Origin of the sequence: Variovorax sp. EL159 (assembly GCF_900100965.1) — a bacterium.
Lineage (GTDB): Bacteria > Pseudomonadota > Gammaproteobacteria > Burkholderiales > Burkholderiaceae_C > Variovorax.
Map to the genome: position 1 here is coordinate 664,654 of NZ_FMUJ01000003.1, position 19,684 is coordinate 684,337.

General features: G+C 67.4%; 18 protein-coding genes. 9 read left to right on the forward strand and 9 right to left on the reverse strand.

Going from position 1 to position 19,684, the window contains the following annotated elements:
- Window positions 1-76: 76 nt before the first annotated feature.
- From BLQ28_RS15185 to BLQ28_RS15220, 8 genes are read left to right on the forward strand one after another with little or no spacing between them, the layout of a single operon-like run.
- Entirely contained in the window at window positions 77-2,590 is a 2,514-nt protein-coding gene (locus tag BLQ28_RS15185; protein ID WP_093241710.1) for a sodium-translocating pyrophosphatase, read from the forward strand.
- A 1-nt stretch (window position 2,591) separates the two neighbouring features.
- A complete protein-coding gene (locus tag BLQ28_RS15190) occupies window positions 2,592-2,960 on the forward strand; it encodes a nuclear transport factor 2 family protein (RefSeq protein WP_093240730.1) in 369 nt (122 codons plus the stop codon).
- Between the two features lie 51 nt (window positions 2,961-3,011).
- On the forward strand, window positions 3,012-4,913 hold the full coding sequence (locus tag BLQ28_RS15195) for a YhgE/Pip domain-containing protein (RefSeq protein ID WP_093240731.1): 1,902 nt from the start codon (window positions 3,012-3,014) through the stop codon (window positions 4,911-4,913).
- A gap of 48 nt (window positions 4,914-4,961) precedes the next feature.
- On the forward strand, window positions 4,962-5,702 hold the full coding sequence (locus tag BLQ28_RS15200) for a MerR family transcriptional regulator (RefSeq protein ID WP_176801126.1): 741 nt from the start codon (window positions 4,962-4,964) through the stop codon (window positions 5,700-5,702).
- Window positions 5,703-5,707: 5 nt separating this feature from the next.
- On the forward strand, window positions 5,708-7,129 hold the full coding sequence (locus tag BLQ28_RS15205; protein WP_256327303.1) for a TolC family protein: 1,422 nt from the start codon (window positions 5,708-5,710) through the stop codon (window positions 7,127-7,129).
- The gene (locus BLQ28_RS15210) at window positions 7,129-8,121 is read left to right on the forward strand and encodes an HlyD family secretion protein (protein ID WP_093240735.1); all 993 of its coding nucleotides are present in this window, start codon (window positions 7,129-7,131) and stop codon (window positions 8,119-8,121) included. The genes BLQ28_RS15205 and BLQ28_RS15210 overlap by 1 nt, the downstream gene beginning before the upstream one ends.
- A gap of 19 nt (window positions 8,122-8,140) precedes the next feature.
- On the forward strand, window positions 8,141-9,325 hold the full coding sequence (locus BLQ28_RS15215; RefSeq protein WP_093240738.1) for an ABC transporter permease: 1,185 nt from the start codon (window positions 8,141-8,143) through the stop codon (window positions 9,323-9,325).
- Window positions 9,325-10,479, forward strand: a complete 1,155-nt coding sequence (locus tag BLQ28_RS15220; RefSeq protein WP_093240740.1) for an ABC transporter permease — start codon at window positions 9,325-9,327, stop codon at window positions 10,477-10,479. The genes BLQ28_RS15215 and BLQ28_RS15220 overlap by 1 nt, the downstream gene beginning before the upstream one ends.
- Here the strand turns inward: BLQ28_RS15220 and BLQ28_RS15225 are convergent.
- Window positions 10,476-11,105 (reverse strand): TetR/AcrR family transcriptional regulator, encoded by a 630-nt coding sequence (locus tag BLQ28_RS15225; RefSeq protein WP_093240743.1) that lies wholly within the window; start codon window positions 11,103-11,105, stop codon window positions 10,476-10,478. The genes BLQ28_RS15220 and BLQ28_RS15225 overlap by 4 nt on opposite strands.
- 129 nt (window positions 11,106-11,234) lie before the next feature.
- Here BLQ28_RS15225 and BLQ28_RS15230 point away from each other — a divergent pair, with 129 nt between their 5' ends.
- A complete protein-coding gene (locus BLQ28_RS15230; RefSeq protein WP_093240746.1) occupies window positions 11,235-12,077 on the forward strand; it encodes a metal-dependent hydrolase in 843 nt (280 codons plus the stop codon).
- 1 nt (window position 12,078) lies between these two features.
- Here BLQ28_RS15230 and BLQ28_RS15235 read toward each other — a convergent pair whose 3' ends face one another.
- The 8 genes from BLQ28_RS15235 to BLQ28_RS15270 all read right to left on the reverse strand — a co-directional run bounded on the left by BLQ28_RS15235 (window position 12,079) and on the right by BLQ28_RS15270 (window position 19,660).
- Complete coding sequence (locus tag BLQ28_RS15235) at window positions 12,079-12,666, reverse strand: hypothetical protein (RefSeq protein ID WP_093240747.1); 588 nt, start codon at window positions 12,664-12,666, stop codon at window positions 12,079-12,081.
- A 235-nt stretch (window positions 12,667-12,901) separates the two neighbouring features.
- Complete coding sequence (locus BLQ28_RS15240) at window positions 12,902-13,138, reverse strand: hypothetical protein (protein ID WP_093240749.1); 237 nt, start codon at window positions 13,136-13,138, stop codon at window positions 12,902-12,904.
- On the reverse strand, window positions 13,125-13,496 hold the full coding sequence (locus tag BLQ28_RS15245; protein WP_093240751.1) for a hypothetical protein: 372 nt from the start codon (window positions 13,494-13,496) through the stop codon (window positions 13,125-13,127). Before BLQ28_RS15245 ends, BLQ28_RS15240 begins: the two co-directional genes overlap by 14 nt.
- 17 nt (window positions 13,497-13,513) lie before the next feature.
- On the reverse strand, window positions 13,514-14,425 hold the full coding sequence (locus BLQ28_RS15250) for a DUF6999 family protein (protein ID WP_093240753.1): 912 nt from the start codon (window positions 14,423-14,425) through the stop codon (window positions 13,514-13,516).
- Window positions 14,409-16,331, reverse strand: a complete 1,923-nt coding sequence (locus BLQ28_RS15255) for a StlD/DarB family beta-ketosynthase (protein ID WP_093240755.1) — start codon at window positions 16,329-16,331, stop codon at window positions 14,409-14,411. The genes BLQ28_RS15250 and BLQ28_RS15255 overlap by 17 nt, the downstream gene beginning before the upstream one ends.
- 4 nt (window positions 16,332-16,335) lie before the next feature.
- The gene (locus BLQ28_RS15260; RefSeq protein ID WP_093240757.1) at window positions 16,336-17,280 is read right to left on the reverse strand and encodes a fatty acid desaturase family protein; all 945 of its coding nucleotides are present in this window, start codon (window positions 17,278-17,280) and stop codon (window positions 16,336-16,338) included.
- Window positions 17,264-18,073 carry a sterol desaturase family protein gene (locus BLQ28_RS15265; RefSeq protein WP_093240759.1) on the reverse strand — a complete coding sequence of 270 codons (810 nt, stop codon included), beginning with the start codon at window positions 18,071-18,073 and terminating at the stop codon, window positions 17,264-17,266. The genes BLQ28_RS15260 and BLQ28_RS15265 overlap by 17 nt, the downstream gene beginning before the upstream one ends.
- Window positions 18,074-18,082: 9 nt before the next feature.
- Window positions 18,083-19,660, reverse strand: a complete 1,578-nt coding sequence (locus BLQ28_RS15270; protein WP_093240761.1) for a phospholipase D family protein — start codon at window positions 19,658-19,660, stop codon at window positions 18,083-18,085.
- Window positions 19,661-19,684: the final 24 nt, after the last annotated feature.

The following is a 19,684-nucleotide window of genomic DNA, read 5'->3' on the forward strand; positions in this document are numbered from 1 at the left end:
GGTCCCGTACGCGTTGTGCGCAGGGCCCCTGCTGTCCGTCTCCACAAGTCACAACGAACGAATGGAGAAGCAAAGCATGATCGGCAACACTCCCCTGATACTGGCAGTCGTCTGCGGCCTCGTGGCCGTGGGCTACGGTTTCTGGGCCCGAAGTTGGATTCTGGCCAAGGACCCGGGCAACGCACGAATGCAGGAAATCGCCGCGGCCATCCAGGCCGGCGCCTCGGCCTACCTCGCAAAGCAGTACACCACCATCGCGGTGGTCGGCATCATCCTCGCCATCCTCATCGGCCTGTTCCTGGACCTGACCACGGCCGTGGGCTTCGTGGTCGGCGCCGTGCTGTCGGGCGCCTGCGGCTTTATCGGCATGAACGTGTCGGTGCGCGCCAATGTGCGCACCGCGCAGGCGGCCACGCACGGCATCGGCCCGGCACTTGACGTGGCGTTCCGCGGCGGCGCCATCACCGGCATGCTGGTGGTGGGCCTGGGCCTGCTGGGCGTTTCTGCCTTCTACTGGTTCCTGTCGAGCGGCACGCCGGTTGCAGGCCAGAGCCTCTCGGGCCTGCTGAATCCGCTGATCGGCTTTGCCTTCGGCTCCTCGCTGATCTCGATCTTCGCGCGGCTGGGCGGCGGCATCTTCACCAAGGGCGCCGACGTCGGCGCCGACCTGGTGGGCAAGGTCGAGGCCGGCATTCCGGAAGACGATCCGCGCAACCCGGCCGTGATCGCCGACAACGTGGGCGACAACGTCGGCGACTGCGCCGGCATGGCGGCCGACCTGTTCGAGACCTACGCCGTGACGCTGATCGCCACCATGGTGCTGGGCGCGCTGATGGTCACCACGGCACCGGGCAACGCGGTGCTGTATCCGCTGGCACTGGGTGGCGTGTCGATCATCGCGTCGATCATCGGCTGCTTCTTCGTGAAGGCCTCGCCGGGCATGGTCAACGTGATGCCGGCGCTTTACAAGGGCCTGGCGGTGGCGGGCATCCTGTCGCTGATCGCGTTCTGGTTCGTCACGAGCTGGATCATTCCCGACAACGCGATCGCCGCGAGCGGCAGCCAGCTGAAGCTGTTCGGCGCCTGCTTCGTGGGCCTCGCACTGACGGCCGCGCTGGTGTGGATCACCGAGTACTACACCGGCACGCAGTACAAGCCCGTGCAGCACATCGCACAGGCCTCGACCACCGGCCACGGGACCAACATCATCGCGGGCCTGGGCGTGTCGATGCGTTCGACGGCCTGGCCGGTGATCTTCGTGTGCATCGCGATCCTGGCTTCGTACTCGCTCGCAGGCCTCTTCGGCATTGCGGTGGCCGCCACGTCGATGCTGAGCATGGCCGGCATCGTGGTCGCGCTCGACGCCTACGGCCCCATCACCGACAACGCCGGCGGCATCGCCGAAATGAGCGAGCTGCCCGACAGCGTGCGCGCCGTGACCGACCCGCTCGACGCGGTCGGCAACACGACCAAGGCCGTGACCAAAGGCTACGCGATCGGCTCGGCCGGCCTGGCCTCGCTGGTGCTGTTCGCCGACTACACCCACAAGCTGGAGAGCTTCGGTCTGAACATCAGCTTCAACCTGAGCGACCCGATGGTGATCGTCGGCCTCTTCATCGGCGGGCTGATCCCCTACCTGTTCGGCGCCATGGCCATGGAAGCCGTGGGCCGTGCGGCCGGCGCGGTGGTGGAAGAAGTGCGCCGCCAGTTCCGCGACATCCCCGGCATCATGGAAGGCACCGGCAAGCCCGAGTACGGCAAGGCCGTGGGCATGCTGACCGGCGCGGCCATCAAGGAAATGATGATCCCCTCGCTGCTGCCGGTGGTGGTGCCGATTCTGGTCGGCCTGCTGCTCGGGCCCAAGGCGCTGGGCGGCCTGCTGATGGGCACCATCGTCACGGGTCTCTTCGTCGCCATCTCGATGTGCACGGGCGGCGGCGCCTGGGACAACGCCAAGAAGTACATCGAAGACGGCCACCACGGCGGCAAGGGCTCCGAGGCGCACAAGGCAGCCGTCACCGGCGACACCGTGGGCGACCCCTACAAGGACACCGCCGGCCCGGCCGTGAACCCGCTGATCAAGATCATCAACATCGTGGCGCTGCTGATCGTGCCGCTGGTCGTGAAATTCCACGCCGGCGATGCGGCAGCGGCCGTACCTGCCAAGGTGGAAACGCCGCCGGCCGCGACCGCACCCGCCGCCATGGCACCGGCCACACCGGGCGCGGCCATCGCCTCGGCCGCCGTGACGGCCACCGAGGCCGCCGCGGTGAAGGTCGAGAACGGCGTCGTCAAGTTCTACTTCGCCACCGCCAGCGCCGAGGTCGCGCCCAATGCCAAGGAAGCATTGGCCGACGTCATCAAGGCGGTGCAGAGCGGCAGCACCGTGCTCGTGAGCGGCTACCACGACGCCAGCGGCGACCCGGCGAAAAACGCCGAGCTTGCCAAGCAGCGCGCGATGGCCGTGAGCGAGGCGCTCAAGGCGGCCGGCGCGCCCGAAGACAAGATCGAGCTTGCCAAGCCCGAACAATCGCAGGCCGACGGGCCACCTTCCGAAGCCCGCCGCGTGGAAGTCAAAGTAAAGTCCTGAGATGCCCACTGCCGCACGACTCGAATCCTTCATCGCCGCCGTCGAAGGCGGCGCGCATGCCCAGGCCATCGAGGACTACTACACCGAAGACGCCACCATGCGCGAGAACCAGGCCGAACCGCGGCGCGGCCGCAGCACGCTGGTGGCACAGGAAACCGCCGTGCTCGCGCGCACCGAATCGGTCACCAGCACCTGCGTGCGGCCGGTGCTGGTGAACGGCGACCACGTGGCGATCCACTGGGTCTTCGAGTTCATCTTCAAGAATGGCGGCACGATGCGCATGGAAGAGATCGCGTGGCAGCGCTGGGAAGGCGAGCGCATCGCCGAAGAACAGTTCTTCTACGACCCGGCGCAAAGAAAGCCGGGCTGAAGACACTGCACGCTTCCACCGCCATGGCGCTGAAGACCACCTCCTAGCCCCATGCGATACCTCCGCGCACTGATTGCCGGCACGCTGACCATCGCCCTGGCCGAACTGGCGATCGTGCGGCGCTTTCCGCGCATCCTGCTGGCCGTGGTGGCCGTTGGCGTGGTGCCGGCGATCTATGCGCTGATCTATCTCACGAGCGTCTGGGACCCGGCCGGCCACACGGCCGACCTGCCCGCGGCCATCGTGAACGAGGACCGCGGCGTCACCTACATGGCGCACTCGGTCAACGTCGGCGACGAGCTGACGCGCACTTTGCTTACCAAGCGCGCGTTCGGCTTTCGGGTGATGACCGATGCCGAGGCCGCGCGCGCCGAGGTGCGGCGCGGCACGCTGGCCTTTGCGCTGTTCATCCCCGGCGACTTCAGTGCCAACGCGGTGCCGGGCACCCAGCGCGGCGCCGGGCAACTGGTGGTCTACACCTCCGAAGGCAACAACTACAGCTCGGCCGGACTGGCCCGCCGCTTCGCAGGCGAGCTGGGCCACCAGGTCAACGAAATGCTCAACGAGCAGCGCTGGGGCCTGGTGCTGAACGCGGCCTCCGGCTCGCAAGCGCGGCTCGACAAGCTCAAGCAGGCGTTGCTGGAGCTGCGCGACGGCAGCCAGACACTCGCCAACGGGGCGGCCCAGTACAGCGCCGCGGCGCAGCAGGTCGGCGGCGGGTTCAAGCAGGTCAACGGCGGCATCCGGACCATCCAGTCGAAACTGCCGGCCGACGCGGACCTGCGTGCGCTCAAGAGCGGCGCGCAGCAACTCACAGCCGGCCAGCATGAGCTGGGCAGTGGCCTCGCGCAGATCGGCGACGGGCTCGAACTGCTCAATGGCGGCGCCGGCCAGTTGGGCGACGGCGCGCGGCGGATGCAGAAAGAAACGGCCGACATCCCTTTCGTCGGCGACCGCCTCGCCAAGGGCGCCGGAGAACTCGCTGCCGGCGCGGACAAGCTGCACGGTGGCCTCGGGCAGGCCCAAGCCGCACTCGGCAAGGCGGAAGAAGGCAACCAGAAGCTGGCCACCGGCGCTTCGGCCCTCGAGGGCGGTGTCGGCAAGCTCACCGACGGCATGGGCGCGCTGTCCGCCGGCATCCGCACCATGGCGGGCAAGTTGCCCGAAGACCGCAAGCTCGACGAATTCATCCAGGGCGGCGCACAACTGGCGCAGGGCGCGCAGCGACTGCTGACCGGCGTGCGCACCATCGAAGCCGCCCTGCCCGCGTCCATCACCCGCATCCAGGGCAGCGCCTCGGGGCTGGCCGATTCGGTCGAGCCCAAGGTCGAGGTGGTGGCGCCGGTGGCCAACAACGGCAGCGCCTTCGTGCCGAACATGGTGTCGGTTGCGCTGTGGATCGGCGCCGTGATGGCCGGCTACCTGTTCAACATCCGCATCGTGCTGGTGGACCACACCCACTATCCGAAGCTCGCCAAGGCCCTGGGCAAGATCACCGTGCCGGCGCTCATCGTGCTGCTGCAGGTGGCGCTGGTGCTGGCCACGCTGCTCGGCGTGCTGGAGGTGCAGGCGCCGCGGGTGGCGGCGCTTGCGCTCACGATGGCACTGGCCTCGCTGGTGTTTCTCGTGGTGCTGTTCGCGATCCTGCATGTCTTCGGCGATTTCGGCCGCATCCTGACCGTGCTGCTGCTCACGCTGCAGTTGTCCGCCGGCGGCGGCGTGTTGCCGGTGGAACTGTCGGCGGGGTTCTTTCGCACCGTCCATAGCTGGCTGCCCTTCAGCTGGGTGGTGCAGGCCTTCCGCGCCGTGATGTTCGGCGCCTTCGACGACGGCTGGGCGCATGCCTGCGGCGTGGTGGTGCTGTCGGGCGCGGTGGCGGTCGGACTGATGGCGATCTTCGGCAAATGGAAGGAGGTGCTGCTGTCGGACTACAAGCCCACGATCCAGGTCTGAAGGCGTCCGGCGAATGCAACACTTTCGATGTCACATAGAATTTGTCGAATGACTGCACCCGCCACGCCCACCGCCGACACCGACGTCGACGCCACCCAGGAGCTCTCCATCGAAGCCCTGGCAGCGCGCACGGGCGTCACGGTGCGCAACATCCGCGCCTACACCACGGCGGGGCTGCTGCCATCGCCCAGGCTGCGGGGCCGCCTCGGGCTGTACGGCGACGACCACGCGCAGCGGCTGGCGCTGATTCGCGAGCTGCGCGACCAGGGCTTCGGCATCGAGGCGATCCGCCGTATCTTCGGGCGCGCCCCGGCCTCGGCCTGGGGCGACCTGGTTGCCGTCGCGCGCTCTGTGTCGGGCAGCCTCTTTGCCTCGGAAACGCCCGTCGTGGTGTCGGCCAAGGCGCTCGCCGCCAAATGGAAAGGCCAGATGACGCCGGCCCTGCTCGTGCGCGCAGCCAAGGCCGGCCTGATGCGCGAACTGCCCGACGGCCAGGTGCAGATGCTGAGCCCCGCGCTCGGCCAGATCGCCGAGCAGTTGGCTGCGCTGGGCCTGCCGCTCGAAGAAGTGATCGGCATGCAGGAAACCATGGCCTGCACGCTGCGCACCACCGCGCGCCATTGGCTGCGCACGCTGGCCGACAGCCTGCTGGCGGGCGATGCGATCGATGCCGAACGCACCGCGCAACTGCTCGAAAAGGCGCGGCCGCTGGCCACCGGCGCGGTGCAGGCCGCGTTCCCCGTGATCCTGCAGCAGGAGCTCGACGCCCTGCTGCGCAAGGCCGCCTGAACCCGATGACAAGCCCCCGCCACGCCCTCCTCCACACCTTGCTGCTGTTGCCGGCCCTGGCCGGCGGCACCGCCTTCGCGCAAACCCGCGGCGACACGCTGGCGCTGAGCTTCGACGCGGCCCGCGCCCGCATGATCGAGCGCTCCGACAAGCTGGCCGCCGCGCACGCGGCAGTCGAATCCAAGGAGCTGCAGAGCCAGGGCCTCAAGGGCCTGGGCGGCCCGTCCGTCAGCGTCTCGGGTCTGGCCTATGCGTACAACGCCAACCTGAACCTCGACCTCGATCCGCTCAACCAGAGGCTCGGGCAGCTTGGCCAGGCGTTGCCGTCGCCCATCCAGGGCCTCATCTCGCAGATGCCGATTCCGCAGCTGCCCAACAGCTACACGATCAACCGGCACGACACCGGCTCCAACGCCTCGGTCTCGGCGGTCTGGCCGATCTACGTCGGCGGCGCGACCGACGCGGTGCGCGGCTTCGTGTCAGCGCAGACGCGCGAAGCGCAGGCCGATGCCGACCAGGCCGGCCACGAGGTCGACACGCTGCTGGTGCAGCGCTACTTCGGTGCCCAGCTCGCCCGGCGCGCGGCCGCGCTGCGTGCGCAGGCCGAGCGCACCATCGCCCAGCACGACTCGGCCGCGCAAAAGATGCTCGCGGCCGGCGTGATCTCGCGCGTGGAGCGCCTGCAGGCCAGCGCGGCTTACGAAGAAGCCCGGCGCAACGCGCGCAAGGCCGAAGACGACGCGGCACTGGCCGCCGTGGCGCTCGCGCGCACCGTGCGCGCCGACGGCAGCGTGGCACCGCAAACGCCCCTCTTCCTCATCAGCACACCCATCGAACCGCTCGGCTACTTCATCGATTCGGCGCTCACGCGCCACCCGGGGCTGGACAAGGTCGCGGCCAAGAAGTCGCAGGCCGAGCAGCTGCACGAAGGCGAAGAAGCCTTGCGGCGCCCGCAGGTCATTGCCTTCGGCACACGACAGATCAAGGGCGGCAATGCCGACTGGGTGGCCGGCCTGGGCGTGCGCTGGACGCTCTATGACTCCGTGGACCGCGACGCGCTCTCGGCCTCCTCGATGAAGAAGGTCGAGCAGGCGGAACGCACCGACGCGCAGGCGCGCAGCGACATCTCGCTGCTGGTCGAGCGTAACTGGCGCGCGCTTGAAAACGCGCGGCGCCAATACCTGGAAATGAAGGCCTCGGTCGAGCTGGCGCAGGAAGTCGTCAAGCTGCGCACCTCAGGCCTGCGCGAAGGCACGAGCACCACGCTCGACCTGATCGACGCCGAAACCAATCAAGCCAAGGTGCTGACCGAGCGTGCGCAAGCCGCCAACGACTACGTGCAGGCGCTCGCGCAACTGCTCGAAAGCGCGGGCCTTTCCGACAAGTTTTCCGACTACATCGCGCGCGCCGACGTGAGGGTGAATTGATGATGAGTGCCAAGACCCGAAAACTGATCGCGATCCTTGCTGCCCTGCTGGTGCTGGCGCTGCTCATCTGGGGCTTCTGGCGCGCGTCGCAGCCCGCGCCCGAGGTGTTCCAGGGCCAGATGGAAGCGCGCGAGACCGACGTGGCCGGCAAGGTGACGGCGCGCATCGCCGAAGTGCTGGTGAAGGAAGGCGACCGCATCCCGGCCGGCGCGGTGCTGGTGCGCATGGACAGCCCCGAAGTGCGAGCCAAGCTCGCACAAGCCACCGCCGCCGAACAGGCCGCGCAGGCCGTGGCCGAGAAGGCGCAGAACGGCGCTCGCCCGCAAGAAGTCGAGATGGCACGCATGCAGTGGCAGCGCGCCGAAACCGCGGCCCAACTGGCGCAAACATCTTTCCGCCGTGTCGACGGACTGGCCCGCGAAGGCCTGGTGGCCGACCAGAAACGCGACGAGGCCGAAGCCAACTGGAAAGCCTCGCGCGATGCCGCCATCGCAGCCAAGGCGCAGTACGACATGGCACGAAGCGGCGCCCGCCCCGAAGACAAGGCGGCGGCCAGCGCACAGGCGCGCCAGGTCGCGGGCGTGGTGGCCGAGGCCGAAGCCGCCAAGGCCGAGACCGAATTGCGCAGCCCCGTGGGTGGCGAAGTGGCCAAGGTGCTGGCCAAGGTCGGTGAGCTGTCGCCGCAGGGCGTGGCGGTGGTCACGGTGGTCGACCTGAGCGATCAGTGGGTGGTGCTCAACGTGCGCGAAGACCGGCTCGCCCGCTTCGCGCTCGGCAACGAGTTCGATGCCCGCCTGCCCGCGCTGGCCAGCGGCGGCAACAAGCGCGAGGCCCGCTTCAAGGTCTACTACAGCGCCGTCATGCCCGACTTCGCGACCTGGCGCGCAACGCGCGGCGGTGCCGGCTTCGACGTGCGCACCTTCGAGGTTCGCGCGCGGCCGCTCAAGCCCATCGAAGGCGCGCGCCCCGGCATGAGCGTGCTGGTCGACTGAGCCCGCACGGCGCCCTCCGATGAGCCTCCGAGGCTTTTCCGCAGCCAGTGCCCGGCGCGAGTTCTCGCTGCTGCGCACCCGCCCCTGGGATCTGGCCATGATCTCGTGGGTGCCGTTGCTCGCGGTGTGGCTGATCTGGTGGATCTTCTCGGCCGGCCTGCCCGAGCGCCTGCCGATCGGCGTGCTCGACCAGGACCACTCGGCCCTCTCGCGCCAGCTGGTGCGCTTTCTCGATGCCACGCCCGGCCTGCGCGTGGTGCAACAGTTCGACGACGAAGGCGCGATGTCGCGCGCGCTCACCAGCGGTGCGGTCGATGCGGCGGTGCAGCTGCCGCGTGACCTGAGCCGCGACGTCAAGCAGGGCCGCGTCGGCCAGGTGCTGCTGCTGCACAACGCGCAACTGGGCACGCATTCGAGCCTGATCCAGCGCGACGTGCGCACCGCCGTCGGCACCGTGTCGGCCGGCGTCGAACTCACGGTGCGCAACAAGCGTGGCGAATCGATGACATCGGCGCGCGTGAGCATGGAGCCGATCAAGGCGAGCATGGTGGCGCTGTTCAACACCTCGACCGACTACGAACAGTTTCTTGGCGCGGCGCTCATTCCGGCGCTGCTGCACATCCTGGCGATGACGGCCGGCGCCTGGGCCGTGGGCCGCGAGCTGCGCGACCGCAGCATCGCGCAGTGGCTCGGCACCTCGCCGCGCTGGCACGAGGCGCTGGCTGCGCTGGCGGGCAAGCTGGCGCTGCCGTTCGCCAGCCTTTCCACGGTGGGGATCGCGGCCATGCTGTGGATCACGGCCGGGCGCGGATGGCATCCGGTCGGCTCCGTGGGGTGGACGCTGTTTGCGCTCGTGGTGTTCCTTGCGTTGTCGATCGCGCTGGGTGCCTTTGCCGCCAGCCTCACGCGGTCGCTGCGCACTGCGCTGTCGGCCACCGGCTTCATCACCGCGCCGGCCTTCGCGTTCGGTGGCGTGGGCTTTCCGCTGGTCGCGATGCCTTTCTTTGCACAGGCCTGGGCCACCCTGCTGCCCTACACGCACTACATCCGCGTGCAGATGGAGCAGTTGCAGATGGGCGCGCCGCTGGCCTATTCGGCGGCCACGCCACTCTGGATGGTGCTGGGCACGGCGGTGCTGCTTGCTGTGTCGGCTTGTGCGCTGGTGCGCGCCGCCGGAGCGCCCGACACCTGGGGTGGCCGCTGATGACGAACGATGCGAGCCGCACCCGCCTGGGCGCCGCCTGGCGCGATACCGCGCTGGCGGTGCTGCGCGACAAGGGCGTGCTGCTGATCATGCTGCTCGCGCCCATCATCTACGGCTTCTTCTACCCGTGGCCCTACGGCACGCAAGCGGTGACGCGCGTGCCGGTGGCGGTGGTCGATCAGGATCACAGCGGGCTGTCGCGGCAGATCGCGCGCTTTGCCATGGCCAACCCGCGCCTCGACGTGCGGATGGTCACGGCCGATGTGCGCGAGGCGCAGCAGGCGCTCTGGCGCGGCGATATCGAGGGCTATGCGCTGCTGCCGGCCGATCTCAAGCGCAACGTGCTGCGCGGCACGTCGGCGGTGGTCACGATCGAGGGCAACGGCGCCTATGCGCTGCTCAACAAAGCGGTGCTGTACGGTTTTTCGGAGGCGGTCGGCACGGTCTCGGCGGGTGTCGAGATTCGCAAGCTGCAGGCCGGCGGCCAGAGCGCCATTCAGGCGGCACGCAGCCGCAGCCCGCTCAGCACGCAGCTCGTGGCGCTGTTCAACCCGACCGAAGGCTACGGCAGCTACGTGGTGCCGGCGGTGGCGCTGCTGATCCTGCAACAGACGCTGCTGATGGGTGCCGCAATGCTGGCCGGCACCTGGGCCGAGGCCGGGCGGCTGCGTGCGTCCACGAGTGCGTGGCTGGGGCGCCTGGGCGCGCTGTCGGTGTTCGGGGTTCTCAGCGGCCTTTTCTATTTCGGCTGGGTGTTCTTCCTGCAGGACTACCCGCGCGGCGGCAATCCGTGGGGGGCGCTGGTGCTGCTGGTGTTCTACGTGCCCGCGATCTGCACGCTGGGCCTGCTGCTGGGCTGCTGGTTCCGCGATCGGGAGCGGGCCTTGCAGGTGCTGCTGTTCACTGCATTGCCGATGGCTTTTCTCTCGGGCTTCTCATGGCCGGTCGAAGCCCTGCCCGGGCCGCTGCAGGGGTTGCGCTGGATTTTCCCGAGTACCTCGGGCATTCAGGCTTCCTTGCGCCTCAACCAGATGGGCGCGCCGCTGCATGACGTGCTGCCCTACTTGGGCGTGCTGCTGTCGCTGACGTTTGCGGGGCTGCTGACGCTGTGGCTCGCCGCCACGCCGCGCGCCGCCGACAAGAAACGTCTCTAGCGCTGGCTCTCGGCGGCCACCGCGCGCACCAGCCGCGTGGCCGGGCCGACCAGTTCACGCAGATCGCCCGCGCGGTCCTGCTCGATCGACTGCAGCACCAGTTCATTGATGCCGCCGACCACCGTCATCGCCATCTCGTTCGTCAGGTGCACCGCGGGGTCTTCCGCGCCACCGCTGCTGTTGATCGCGATCTGGATGAAGTTGGCGATCTCGTCGTTCACCCGGCGCCGCACCACAAGGCCCGGCATGCCCAGCCCCAGGATCTCGACGAAGAGCGTGCGCAGCAGCACCGGGTCTTGCGCAAGGTAGTCGAAGTACGCGGTCATTGCCTGCTCGACCTGCGCATGCCAGGGCTGCACCGGATCGAACGCCTCGCTCACCGCCTGCAGCGCCAGCCGGCTCGCGGTTTCGTAGAGCGCGATCAGGCACTCGGTCTTGGTGCTGAAATGCTCGTAGAAAGTGCGGCGCGAGACGGCGGCCTCGCGCACGATGTCGGCAATGGTGGTTTCGGCGTAGCCCTTGGCCGCCACGGCATGCGCCATGCCCTGGAGCAGCCGGGCGTAGTGTTCGTTGACCGGGCCTTCGGCAGGCTTGGCAACGGCTGTCTTTTCGATGGTTGCGCTCATGAATGGCACATTTTCCTACGTCTCGGTACTTGACAGTACCAGCCTGCGATTGCACCATGGCGGCATTCGGTACGCAGTTGTACCAATCGCCCATCCCACGCTTCCCGTGCTTTTTCGAGGATTGTTTTCATGACTGAACTCGTTGTTCGCCGCCTTCTGATCGATCTGCAATCGCCATTTGCCCGCGACTGGTGCGGCGGCGATGCATTCTCGACCGCTTTCTTCAACGCGCTGTCGATGAGCTTCCCGTTCGGAGAGCAGTTTTTCATCGATGCCGTGCGCGACGCGGTGGCCACCCTGCCCCCCGAGGTCCAGGAAAAGTACCGCGCCGACGTGCGCGGCTTCATCGGCCAGGAGGCCACGCACCGCCGCATCCATTCGCTGTTCAACGCCCACCTCGAAAGCCAGGGCCTGGTGGACGGCTGGACCGCGCGCGCCGGCAAGCGCATGACCTTGATGGAAGGCGCCGATCCGCGCCACGCGCTGGCGGTTACCGCGGCCACCGAGCACTTCACCGCGATGTTTGCCGAATGGCTGCTGGCCCACCCCGGGATACTCGACGGCGCCGAGCCGCGCCTGCGCACCATGTGGCTGTGGCACAGCGCCGAGGAGCTGGAGCACAAGAGCGTCGCCTTCGACATCTACAAGGCCGCGGACGGCTCCGAGGCCTGGCGCAAGCGCTGGTTCCGCCGCGTGACGATGATGTTCCTCGGCGACCTGATGCACCAGACCATCGACAACCTGCGCCACGAAAAGCAGTTGTGGAAATGGTCGACCTGGAAGAGCGCCGCGCGCATCCTGCTAAGCCGCGATGGCCTGTTGCGCGGCAACCTGAGCGGCTGGCGCAGCTACCTGCGCGCGGATTTCCATCCGGCACAGCAGGACAGCAGCCTGTCGACGCGCTGGCTGGTGGACAACCGCGCGCAATACACGCCCGTGGGCGCGGCGCCCGAGGCGGCCGCCGCTCGATGAATCAGTAAAAGGTGGCGCGGTGCGGGCCGCCGCTGCCAGCCTGCTGGTGCTCGGGGCGCAGCGTGAGGTCGTGCAGCGTGTCGAAGTCCGACGGGGCGTCGGGCACGCGCATCACCACTTCGAGTTCGTGCATCGACGTCACCCAGCGGCCGGCCGGCGATTCGGCCGGTTCGTCGTTGGCGAACACGCCGTCGCGGATGTAGAGGGTTTCGCCTTCGGGGCGCTCGCCGTGGAGCTCGATCAGGCGCGCGATCGAGAAGTTGTACGTCACAAGCTTCTCGCGCGTCTTGCGGTCCTTGCCGCCGCAGTTGAACGAGCCTTCGGCGGCGATGACGATGCAGGAGCCGTCCACGCCGCCATCCACGTCGATCTCGTTGCCCGAGCGCCAGATGGCGTTGGGCAGGCGCACCCGGACCTTGTCGATCACGAGGTCGCGCTGCTTGTTGAGGCTGCCCAGGGGCGGAACGAGCGAACGCAGCTGGCGCAGTCGCTCGGCGAAGTTGTCGTCCATCAGGAATTCGACGTGGTGCGTGGCGCTGCCGGACGAGCGCTTGACCACCTGCATGACCACATGGCGCGGCTTGCTCATGGCTGAACCCCTTTGCGAGCGTTGAAATCCGCGCCCGGTGCGGAGCGCCAATGGCTTTGCTGCAAATTCATTGGAAATCGACTACAGATTAGAACTTTTGAATAAATGCAAATCGATGCATCATTTGTTTCCAACTGTATATCGATTGGGCCCGATGTGGAAGCCAATCAGCGACAAGCTCGCGCGGAAATGTCGCCAAAACGTCTCCCCACCGTGGTAGCGGGGAGACGCTGTTTTATTCCGCCGCCAATGCCTCGTCGAGCGCCTTGCACGAAGGCGCGCAAACGGTCTGGGATTTTCCGAGCACCTGGCGCGTACGCAACTGCGAGCGAACGCGGTGCTTGCCGCACATGAAGCAGGACATGGTCGCGCCGCTGAACGATGCCGAGGCGCGGAACGGCGAGCCCGGCGTCTTGGTCTTGTAGCGCAGGCCGTCCGCCACCACTGCCGTCTTCACTTCACCCTTCGCCATGCGTCTTGTCCTTGTTGTTCGGTTCGGCACGGCGCATCGCGCGTGCAATGGCTTCCCTGGCGCTGGCCTCAGCCGCAAGGGAAACGTCCAGCGCCGAGCGGCACAGCCCGGCGTGTTGATAGTTGAGATTTTCGTAGACCTCGGAGGCGGCCGGATAGGCATCGAGCAGCCGGCCGAGGTCGGCGCCCTGTTCGACATCCTCGAACTCGTGGACAAGGTGCTCGACCACCGAGCGGTACTGCTCGGCGCCGACGGGCACGGGGCTGTGCTCGAGCTTTTCCAGCAGTTGAGCCAGCACGTGGGTCACTGCCAGATCGGTCTTGGGCGACGGATTTCGGGTCGTGTTCATGGTTTGCATCTGGGGGCAGCATACGCCTATGCAAGTGGCTGCTCGTACAGGGATGTCTCGGCTTCCCCCGCTTTCTGCGCCGCCTGCATCCGCTGGAGCAGGCTGTGGAGCATCTCGGTCGACAACCCGTGGATCACCAGCCGGTGCCCCGCGCGCAGGGTCGACAACGGCACCAGCGGGTGCTTGTTGTTGACCAGGATCAGGTGCTCGGGCGCGTTCAGCAGGGTCGCCGTGTAGATGCCGATGGTTTCGTCCAGTTGCAAGGAGTTGGCCGCACGCCAGAAATCGTTGTCGGTCAGCATCAGCTGGTAGAGCGGCGTGAAAAGCTCGATCGCGCTTTGCAGGTCGAGAAAGTTCAGCCTGCCGTTCGGCATGTCTTCCAGCCGCAGCCCCGGCTCCTTGATCATCGAGAAATCGACCTTTTCGGCCTTGCACAGCGCCAGCCCCTTCTCGCGCAGCGCCGTGTTCAGGCGGATCACGAAATTGAAGAGATTCAGGTCGTGCTTGAGGAACATCTCGTCCTTCAGCGCGTCGATGTCGGCCGGCTCCAGCGGGTTCGTGGCCACGGGCGCCGGCGAATTGCGGCCGATGAAGGCCAGCACCTGCGAGCCCAGGTGAAAGTGCCGCAGGATCAGCCAGTTGGCCTCGGGCGACACGAAGCGCGTCAGCCCCCAGGCCAGGAAGCGGTGCAGCAGCTTCGAGTGCGACCAGTTGCGCGGCACGAACACCTTGACGATCTGGATCAGGATGATCGTCAGCCGCGCCAACGGCCGCAAAAAGGGCAACAGGTACTGCCGCGACCCCGAGCTCGAATCGGCCAGCCACGCCGACTTGACGTTGTCCGGCAGCGGCGTGCTCTGGTCGAGGTAAAGCGCCAGCCACGGGCTGGGGTCGCGCTCGTCGTGTGCCTGGGTCAGGAATTCAGGCGTTCGGCTCATGGGTCATTCGCTCCGTGATGTGCTGGAACTGCATCAGATACAGCGCGGCCGTATGGCGCGCCGTGTCGATGATCTGGCGGGCCGCGCGCGCCTGCCCTTCCACGGCCATGACCATCTCGACCGCGGCGAGCCAACGGTTCAGGTGGTTCTCGTCGTTGTGGCCGTGGTACTCGAGAAAGCGGAAGGCATCGGGCGGCAGCTTCAGGCCGGCCTTGATGAGCGGCAACAGCGCCGGCACGATGCGCTGGCCCGTGCCCTCGATGATGTAGATGGCGCCCAGCAGGCCGATCGGGTCGCGCGTGGCGGCCAGCCCGTGCAGGTAGGCATTGAGCGCCTCGCCACCGGGGTTGCGGCGCAGCTCGTCGATCTGCCTGACCGTACCACCGGCCTTCTTGTAGTCGTCGAACAGGATGTTGAAGTCGTTCTGCTCCTCGCCTGCGTGCACGTCGATCAGCGACGCAAGCATCTGGTAGGGCTCGCTCAGCGAGGCCGCGCCCTCACGCATCCACTTGCTGCCTTCGCGCACCTGCGGCACCCACTGCTCCATCCAGTTCAGGTAGTCAGGCAAGGCGAAGCGGCGCTCGCGGATCTGGCGGATCAGCGACGTGCGCCAGACGCGCGAGCGGTAGTCGTGCCAGATCGAGGCCAGCTCCGTCAGCAAGGCACCGAGGCCTTCGGGCGCGGCGGCCGGATCGTGCGGGGGCGCGATGACGAGGTCGTCGTCGGGCACCGCCGGTACCGTTGCACGGGGCGCAACGGCGGCCGGCGCTGCATCGACCGCCTCGACTTCGAGCAGCATGTACGCCGCCATGAAACGGCCCGACTCGGGCACGTAGCAGAAGATCTGCTCGCCGGGCTTCAGCGTCTTGGTGTGCAGGAATTCGGCCAGCATCACAAGGATCGACGCCGCGCCCGTGTTGCCGCGCCACGCCAGGTTGCTCCACCAGCGTTCGCGCGGAATCGACAGATCGGCCTTTGCCATCAGGTCCTCGACCACCGGAATGAATCTTTCCGACGAGTAGTGGCACAGGAAGTGATCGACCCGCTTCGGATCGACCCAGCCGTCGCGCACCAGCCCTGCGTATTCGTGGATGCCGACGTCGAACAGGTGCGGCAGCAGGCGGATGTCTTGCCGCAGCGACAGCGCACCGGCGGCTTCCGCCTCGGCCCAGGAGCCGAAGTCGAGGTGGCCGCGCGCGCGGTCTTCGGTCAGGCCGAGCTGCATGCAGACCGGGTAGTCGCCCGAAAAGGCGCGCTGGTGCACCCACTTCAGCCGCAGGCGCAGCCCCGGCACCCCGGCCAGTGCCGGCGAACCGTCGGACAGCAGCAAGGCACCCGCGCCATCGGACAGCATCCAGCGCAGGAAGTGCGAGTCGAAGTCGGTCTCGTAGCCGCGTGCCGCAAAGCGCGAGCGCTTGAAAAGCCGCGACGGCATCTCGCTCGCCACTGCCATCGCCGTGCGGTGTGCGCCCAGCTCGATGCCCTGCGCGGCCGTCTGGATCGCCGAAACGCCCGCGGCGCAGATGCCGTGCACCGAATGCGTTTCCATCGGCTGCGCCGCAAGCTCGCCCTGGATCATGTTGGCAAAGCCGGGCATCAGCGCATCGCCGCCCGACGACCCGCTGGCCAGCAGCGACACGCGCGACAGCTCGGCCCCGCCGCGCCGCAGGCAGTCGCGGATCGCACCGGCGGCCAGTTGCGCATTGGTGTGCTGCGTCACGCCTTCGGCGTCGATGGCGTAGTGCCGGGTGAGGATGCCGTTCTCCACCAGGATGCGCCGCTTGATGCGCTCCGACATGCGGTTGAGCGGTGCGATGTACGCATCCATGCGCTCGTTGGGAATGGGTTCGCCCGGCATGAAGTAGCCGGCGCTTTCAAGGTAGACGCGTTGAAATGGAACAGGCATGGGATCAGTGGATTGAAGAATCGGGAGGCATCAGCGAGCGGCTGCGAAAGCGCGGCCACACGGCCCCCAGCACGAACACCCGCAGCATGTACGGCACCAGCCCGCCCTCGTTGAGCACGGGCGCGACCCGCGCGCGGTAGCGCGTGTGATGCAGGTGCGTGAGCTCGGACCAATGGGCATGCGGGTTCTCGTGATGTGCGGTGTGCAGGCCGATGTTGAACAGCAAGGGGTTGACCAGCCCCTCGAAATTGCGCGCGTAGTTCAGTCCGCTCCCGTGGGTATCGCCCAGCGCCTCTTTCTCCTTGCGCGGCGTCTTGCGGCCGTCGGCGTGCGCGTGCTGCAGGTAGTTGGTCGCCAGCAGCCAGTGCAGGCCATGCAGCTGCGGCACGATCACGAACAGCAGCGCCTTGCGCCAGTCGAGCGCCAGCAGCACGGCCCAGCTCGCCAGCCACAGCGCGTACTGCGCCATGCAATAACGCCAGGCGCCCGGCTGGTGCTTGCGCAGCCTCGCGAGCCAGTCGAAGAACACAGGCATCAGCACCCACACCGCCTGGAACGGGTGCAGCAGGTAGCCCCACAGATGGTTCGTGTCGCCACCGAAACGGTAGGTGCGCGCCACGTCCTTCGGACCGTGCCGGTAGCGATGGTGGTTGGCCACGTGCGCGGGCCAGAACACGAAGGTCGGGTGCCCCTGCAGCAGCGTGATCCAGAAGTCGGTCAGCCGGTTCATGCGCCGCCCGCGCCACATGCGCAGGTGCACGTGGTTGTGGTGGATCACGCCGATGCCGAGCGTGAGGAACAGCATCAGCGCGTAGAGCAGCACGTTGAAGCCATGCACCCACTGCCACGCCGCAAGCGCGGGCAGCGCCACGAGGTAGGCCAGGCTCTGCCAGTCGCGCCAGTGTCTCAGGCGTGGCAAGCGGCGGCGCACGTCAGGCGGTCGCGCCATGCTGCTCTGGTTGGGGTTGCTGCTGTTGCCTTTGCAGTTGCTTGTCGCGGAAGGCCTGGAAAAGCGGCTCAGCGGCATCGGCCGCGATGCGGGTGCGGAACAGCCGGTCCATGAAGGTGAACTGGAAGCCATAGTTGCCGTTGTGAACGGCATGGTGCAGATGATGACGGCGGCTCGCGGCAAACCAGTGGTTGTACGACACCCGCCTGAAGAAATCGTAGTTCGAGTGCCCGACGCAATTGAAGAACAGGCTGAACACCGGCACCGCCGCGAGCGCCCAGAAGCTGAAGTCGTGCACCACCATCGGCAGCAGGATCACGTTGCCCAACATCAGCGCCTCGAGGGGATGAAAGCTGTACGTGGACCACGGCGTGGTCACGAACGAGCGGTGATGCGGCCCATGAAAGCGCCGCAGCAATCGCGTGTGCAGCAGGCGGTGGTTGATCCAGAAATGCACGTCGTTCCAGACTGCCAGCATGAGGACTTCAATCGCGATCTGCCACCCGCCCGCATCGGCGTCGAGCCGAGCCCAGCCCAGCTGCAGCAAGCCCCACGGAAACACCATGCCGAGCCCGAAGATCAGCACCGAGATACTCGACTGCCCTATTTCGCGCCGCAATTGCCCCGGCTGCAACGGGCGCGGATCGAGCGCACGCCCGATGCCGAGCGCCGGCAGCACCCGCTTCGTCAGCAGCCAGAAGATGCCGCCGAAACCGAAGTAGATGCCCCCGAAAAAAAGCACGCCCCACAGCATGACCTGCAGGACGGACAACGATGTAAAAGTCTGTGCCATCCCCCAAGGCTACAACAGCATCTCGGGAACGATCGGCGCGATGAGCATGTTGTAGAAGCGCTTGAAGAAACCCGACTCGGGTTCGGCGGTCAGGATCACCTCTTTCTCGCCGTCGTTGGTGAGCCATTGCAGCGTGCCGGTGTCCTTGGCCAGCCGCAGCCGGTACGAGTTCTGCAGCTTGCTGATGTTGATGACGCGCAGCATCTCGCGCGCCAGTTGCGGGCTGTCGACCACCAGCCCCATCTCTGTGTTCTGGCTGGCCGAGCGCGGATCGAGGTTCATCGAGCCGATGAAGATGCGCTCCTTGTCGATGGCGGCGGTCTTTGCATGCAGCCGGCCGAGCGACTTGCCGAACATGCCGAAGCGCTCGCCCGCACTGGTGCGCTGCGGGCTCAGCTCGTACAGGTCGGCGCCGCCCTGCAGCAGCCGCTCGCGGTAGCGCGCATAACCGGTGTGCACCAGCGGCTCGTCGTTGGCGGCCAGCGAGTTGGTCAGCAGCGTGACCTTGATCTTGCGCCGGGACAGATCCTCGAAAGCCGCCATGCCGCGCTCGCCCGGCACGAGGTAGGGCGAGGTCATGTCGACCTCGGTCTTAGCGTCGAGCAGCAGGGCCCACACCTTCATCGTCACGCTGGTGGCGATGGCCTCGTCGGCCGTCATGGTCGCCGGCTTGGAGGGCGGGTCGGCAATGGCGCGGGCCTCGCCCCACAGCAGGCCCATGCGGCCGCCGTCGAGCTCTTCGGCGATGGGGCCATAGCCCAGGATGTCGGACGGCGGCAGCACGATCTTCGGCGGCGGCGCGGCCATGCCGACCCAGCTGTCGAAGTCGTCGGCGCCGGGCTTGTGGCCGCCCTCGCCCGTCACGATGTCGGCAATGGGCCAGACCTGCACGCTGTTCCAGTAGGCGTCGAAGATCGATTCGAGCTGCGGCACCACCTTGCCGACCACCAGCGCGTCCATGTCGATGAAATTCTGGGCCTCGCTCAGCACGAAATATTCTTCGGCGATGTTGCGCCCGCCCACCACGGCCATCACGCCGTCGGCAATGAAGAGCTTGTTGTGCATGCGGTGGTTGAGCCGGTTGATCTCGAACGGCGAAGCCACGAAGCGCGAGAGAAGTCCGTCACGGCCGCAACAGAAAGGGTTGAACAACCGCACCTCGACGTTGGGCGTTTCGGACAGCGCCAGCAGCAGCAGCTGGCTCTTGACGGTGTACAGGTCGTCCACCAGCACCCGCACCTTGACGCCCCGGGCCGCGGCCTCGCGCAGCGTGCGCAGCAGCAGGCGGCCGACGGCATCGTTTTCAAGCTGGTAGTACTGCACCACCAGGGAGCGCTGGGCGCGCTGCGCCAGTTGGATGCGCGCGTCCAGCGAATACACGCCCAGCGGCATCAGGCGAAAACCCGAGTGCTCGCCGGGCGGCGTGGAGGCGGCGGCGATCTTCGCCAGCGGGGTCGATGGGTCGGCTGGCGCGGCCTGCTCGGCGGGCCGCTCGCGCGCCGGAGGCAAGGAGCCGCAGGCACCGAGCGCCGCGACCAGCGCGCCTGCCAGCGCCATGCGCAGAAGAACAATCATCGAGGCGTTCATGAGGATGTTTCCGTTGCCTTGTTT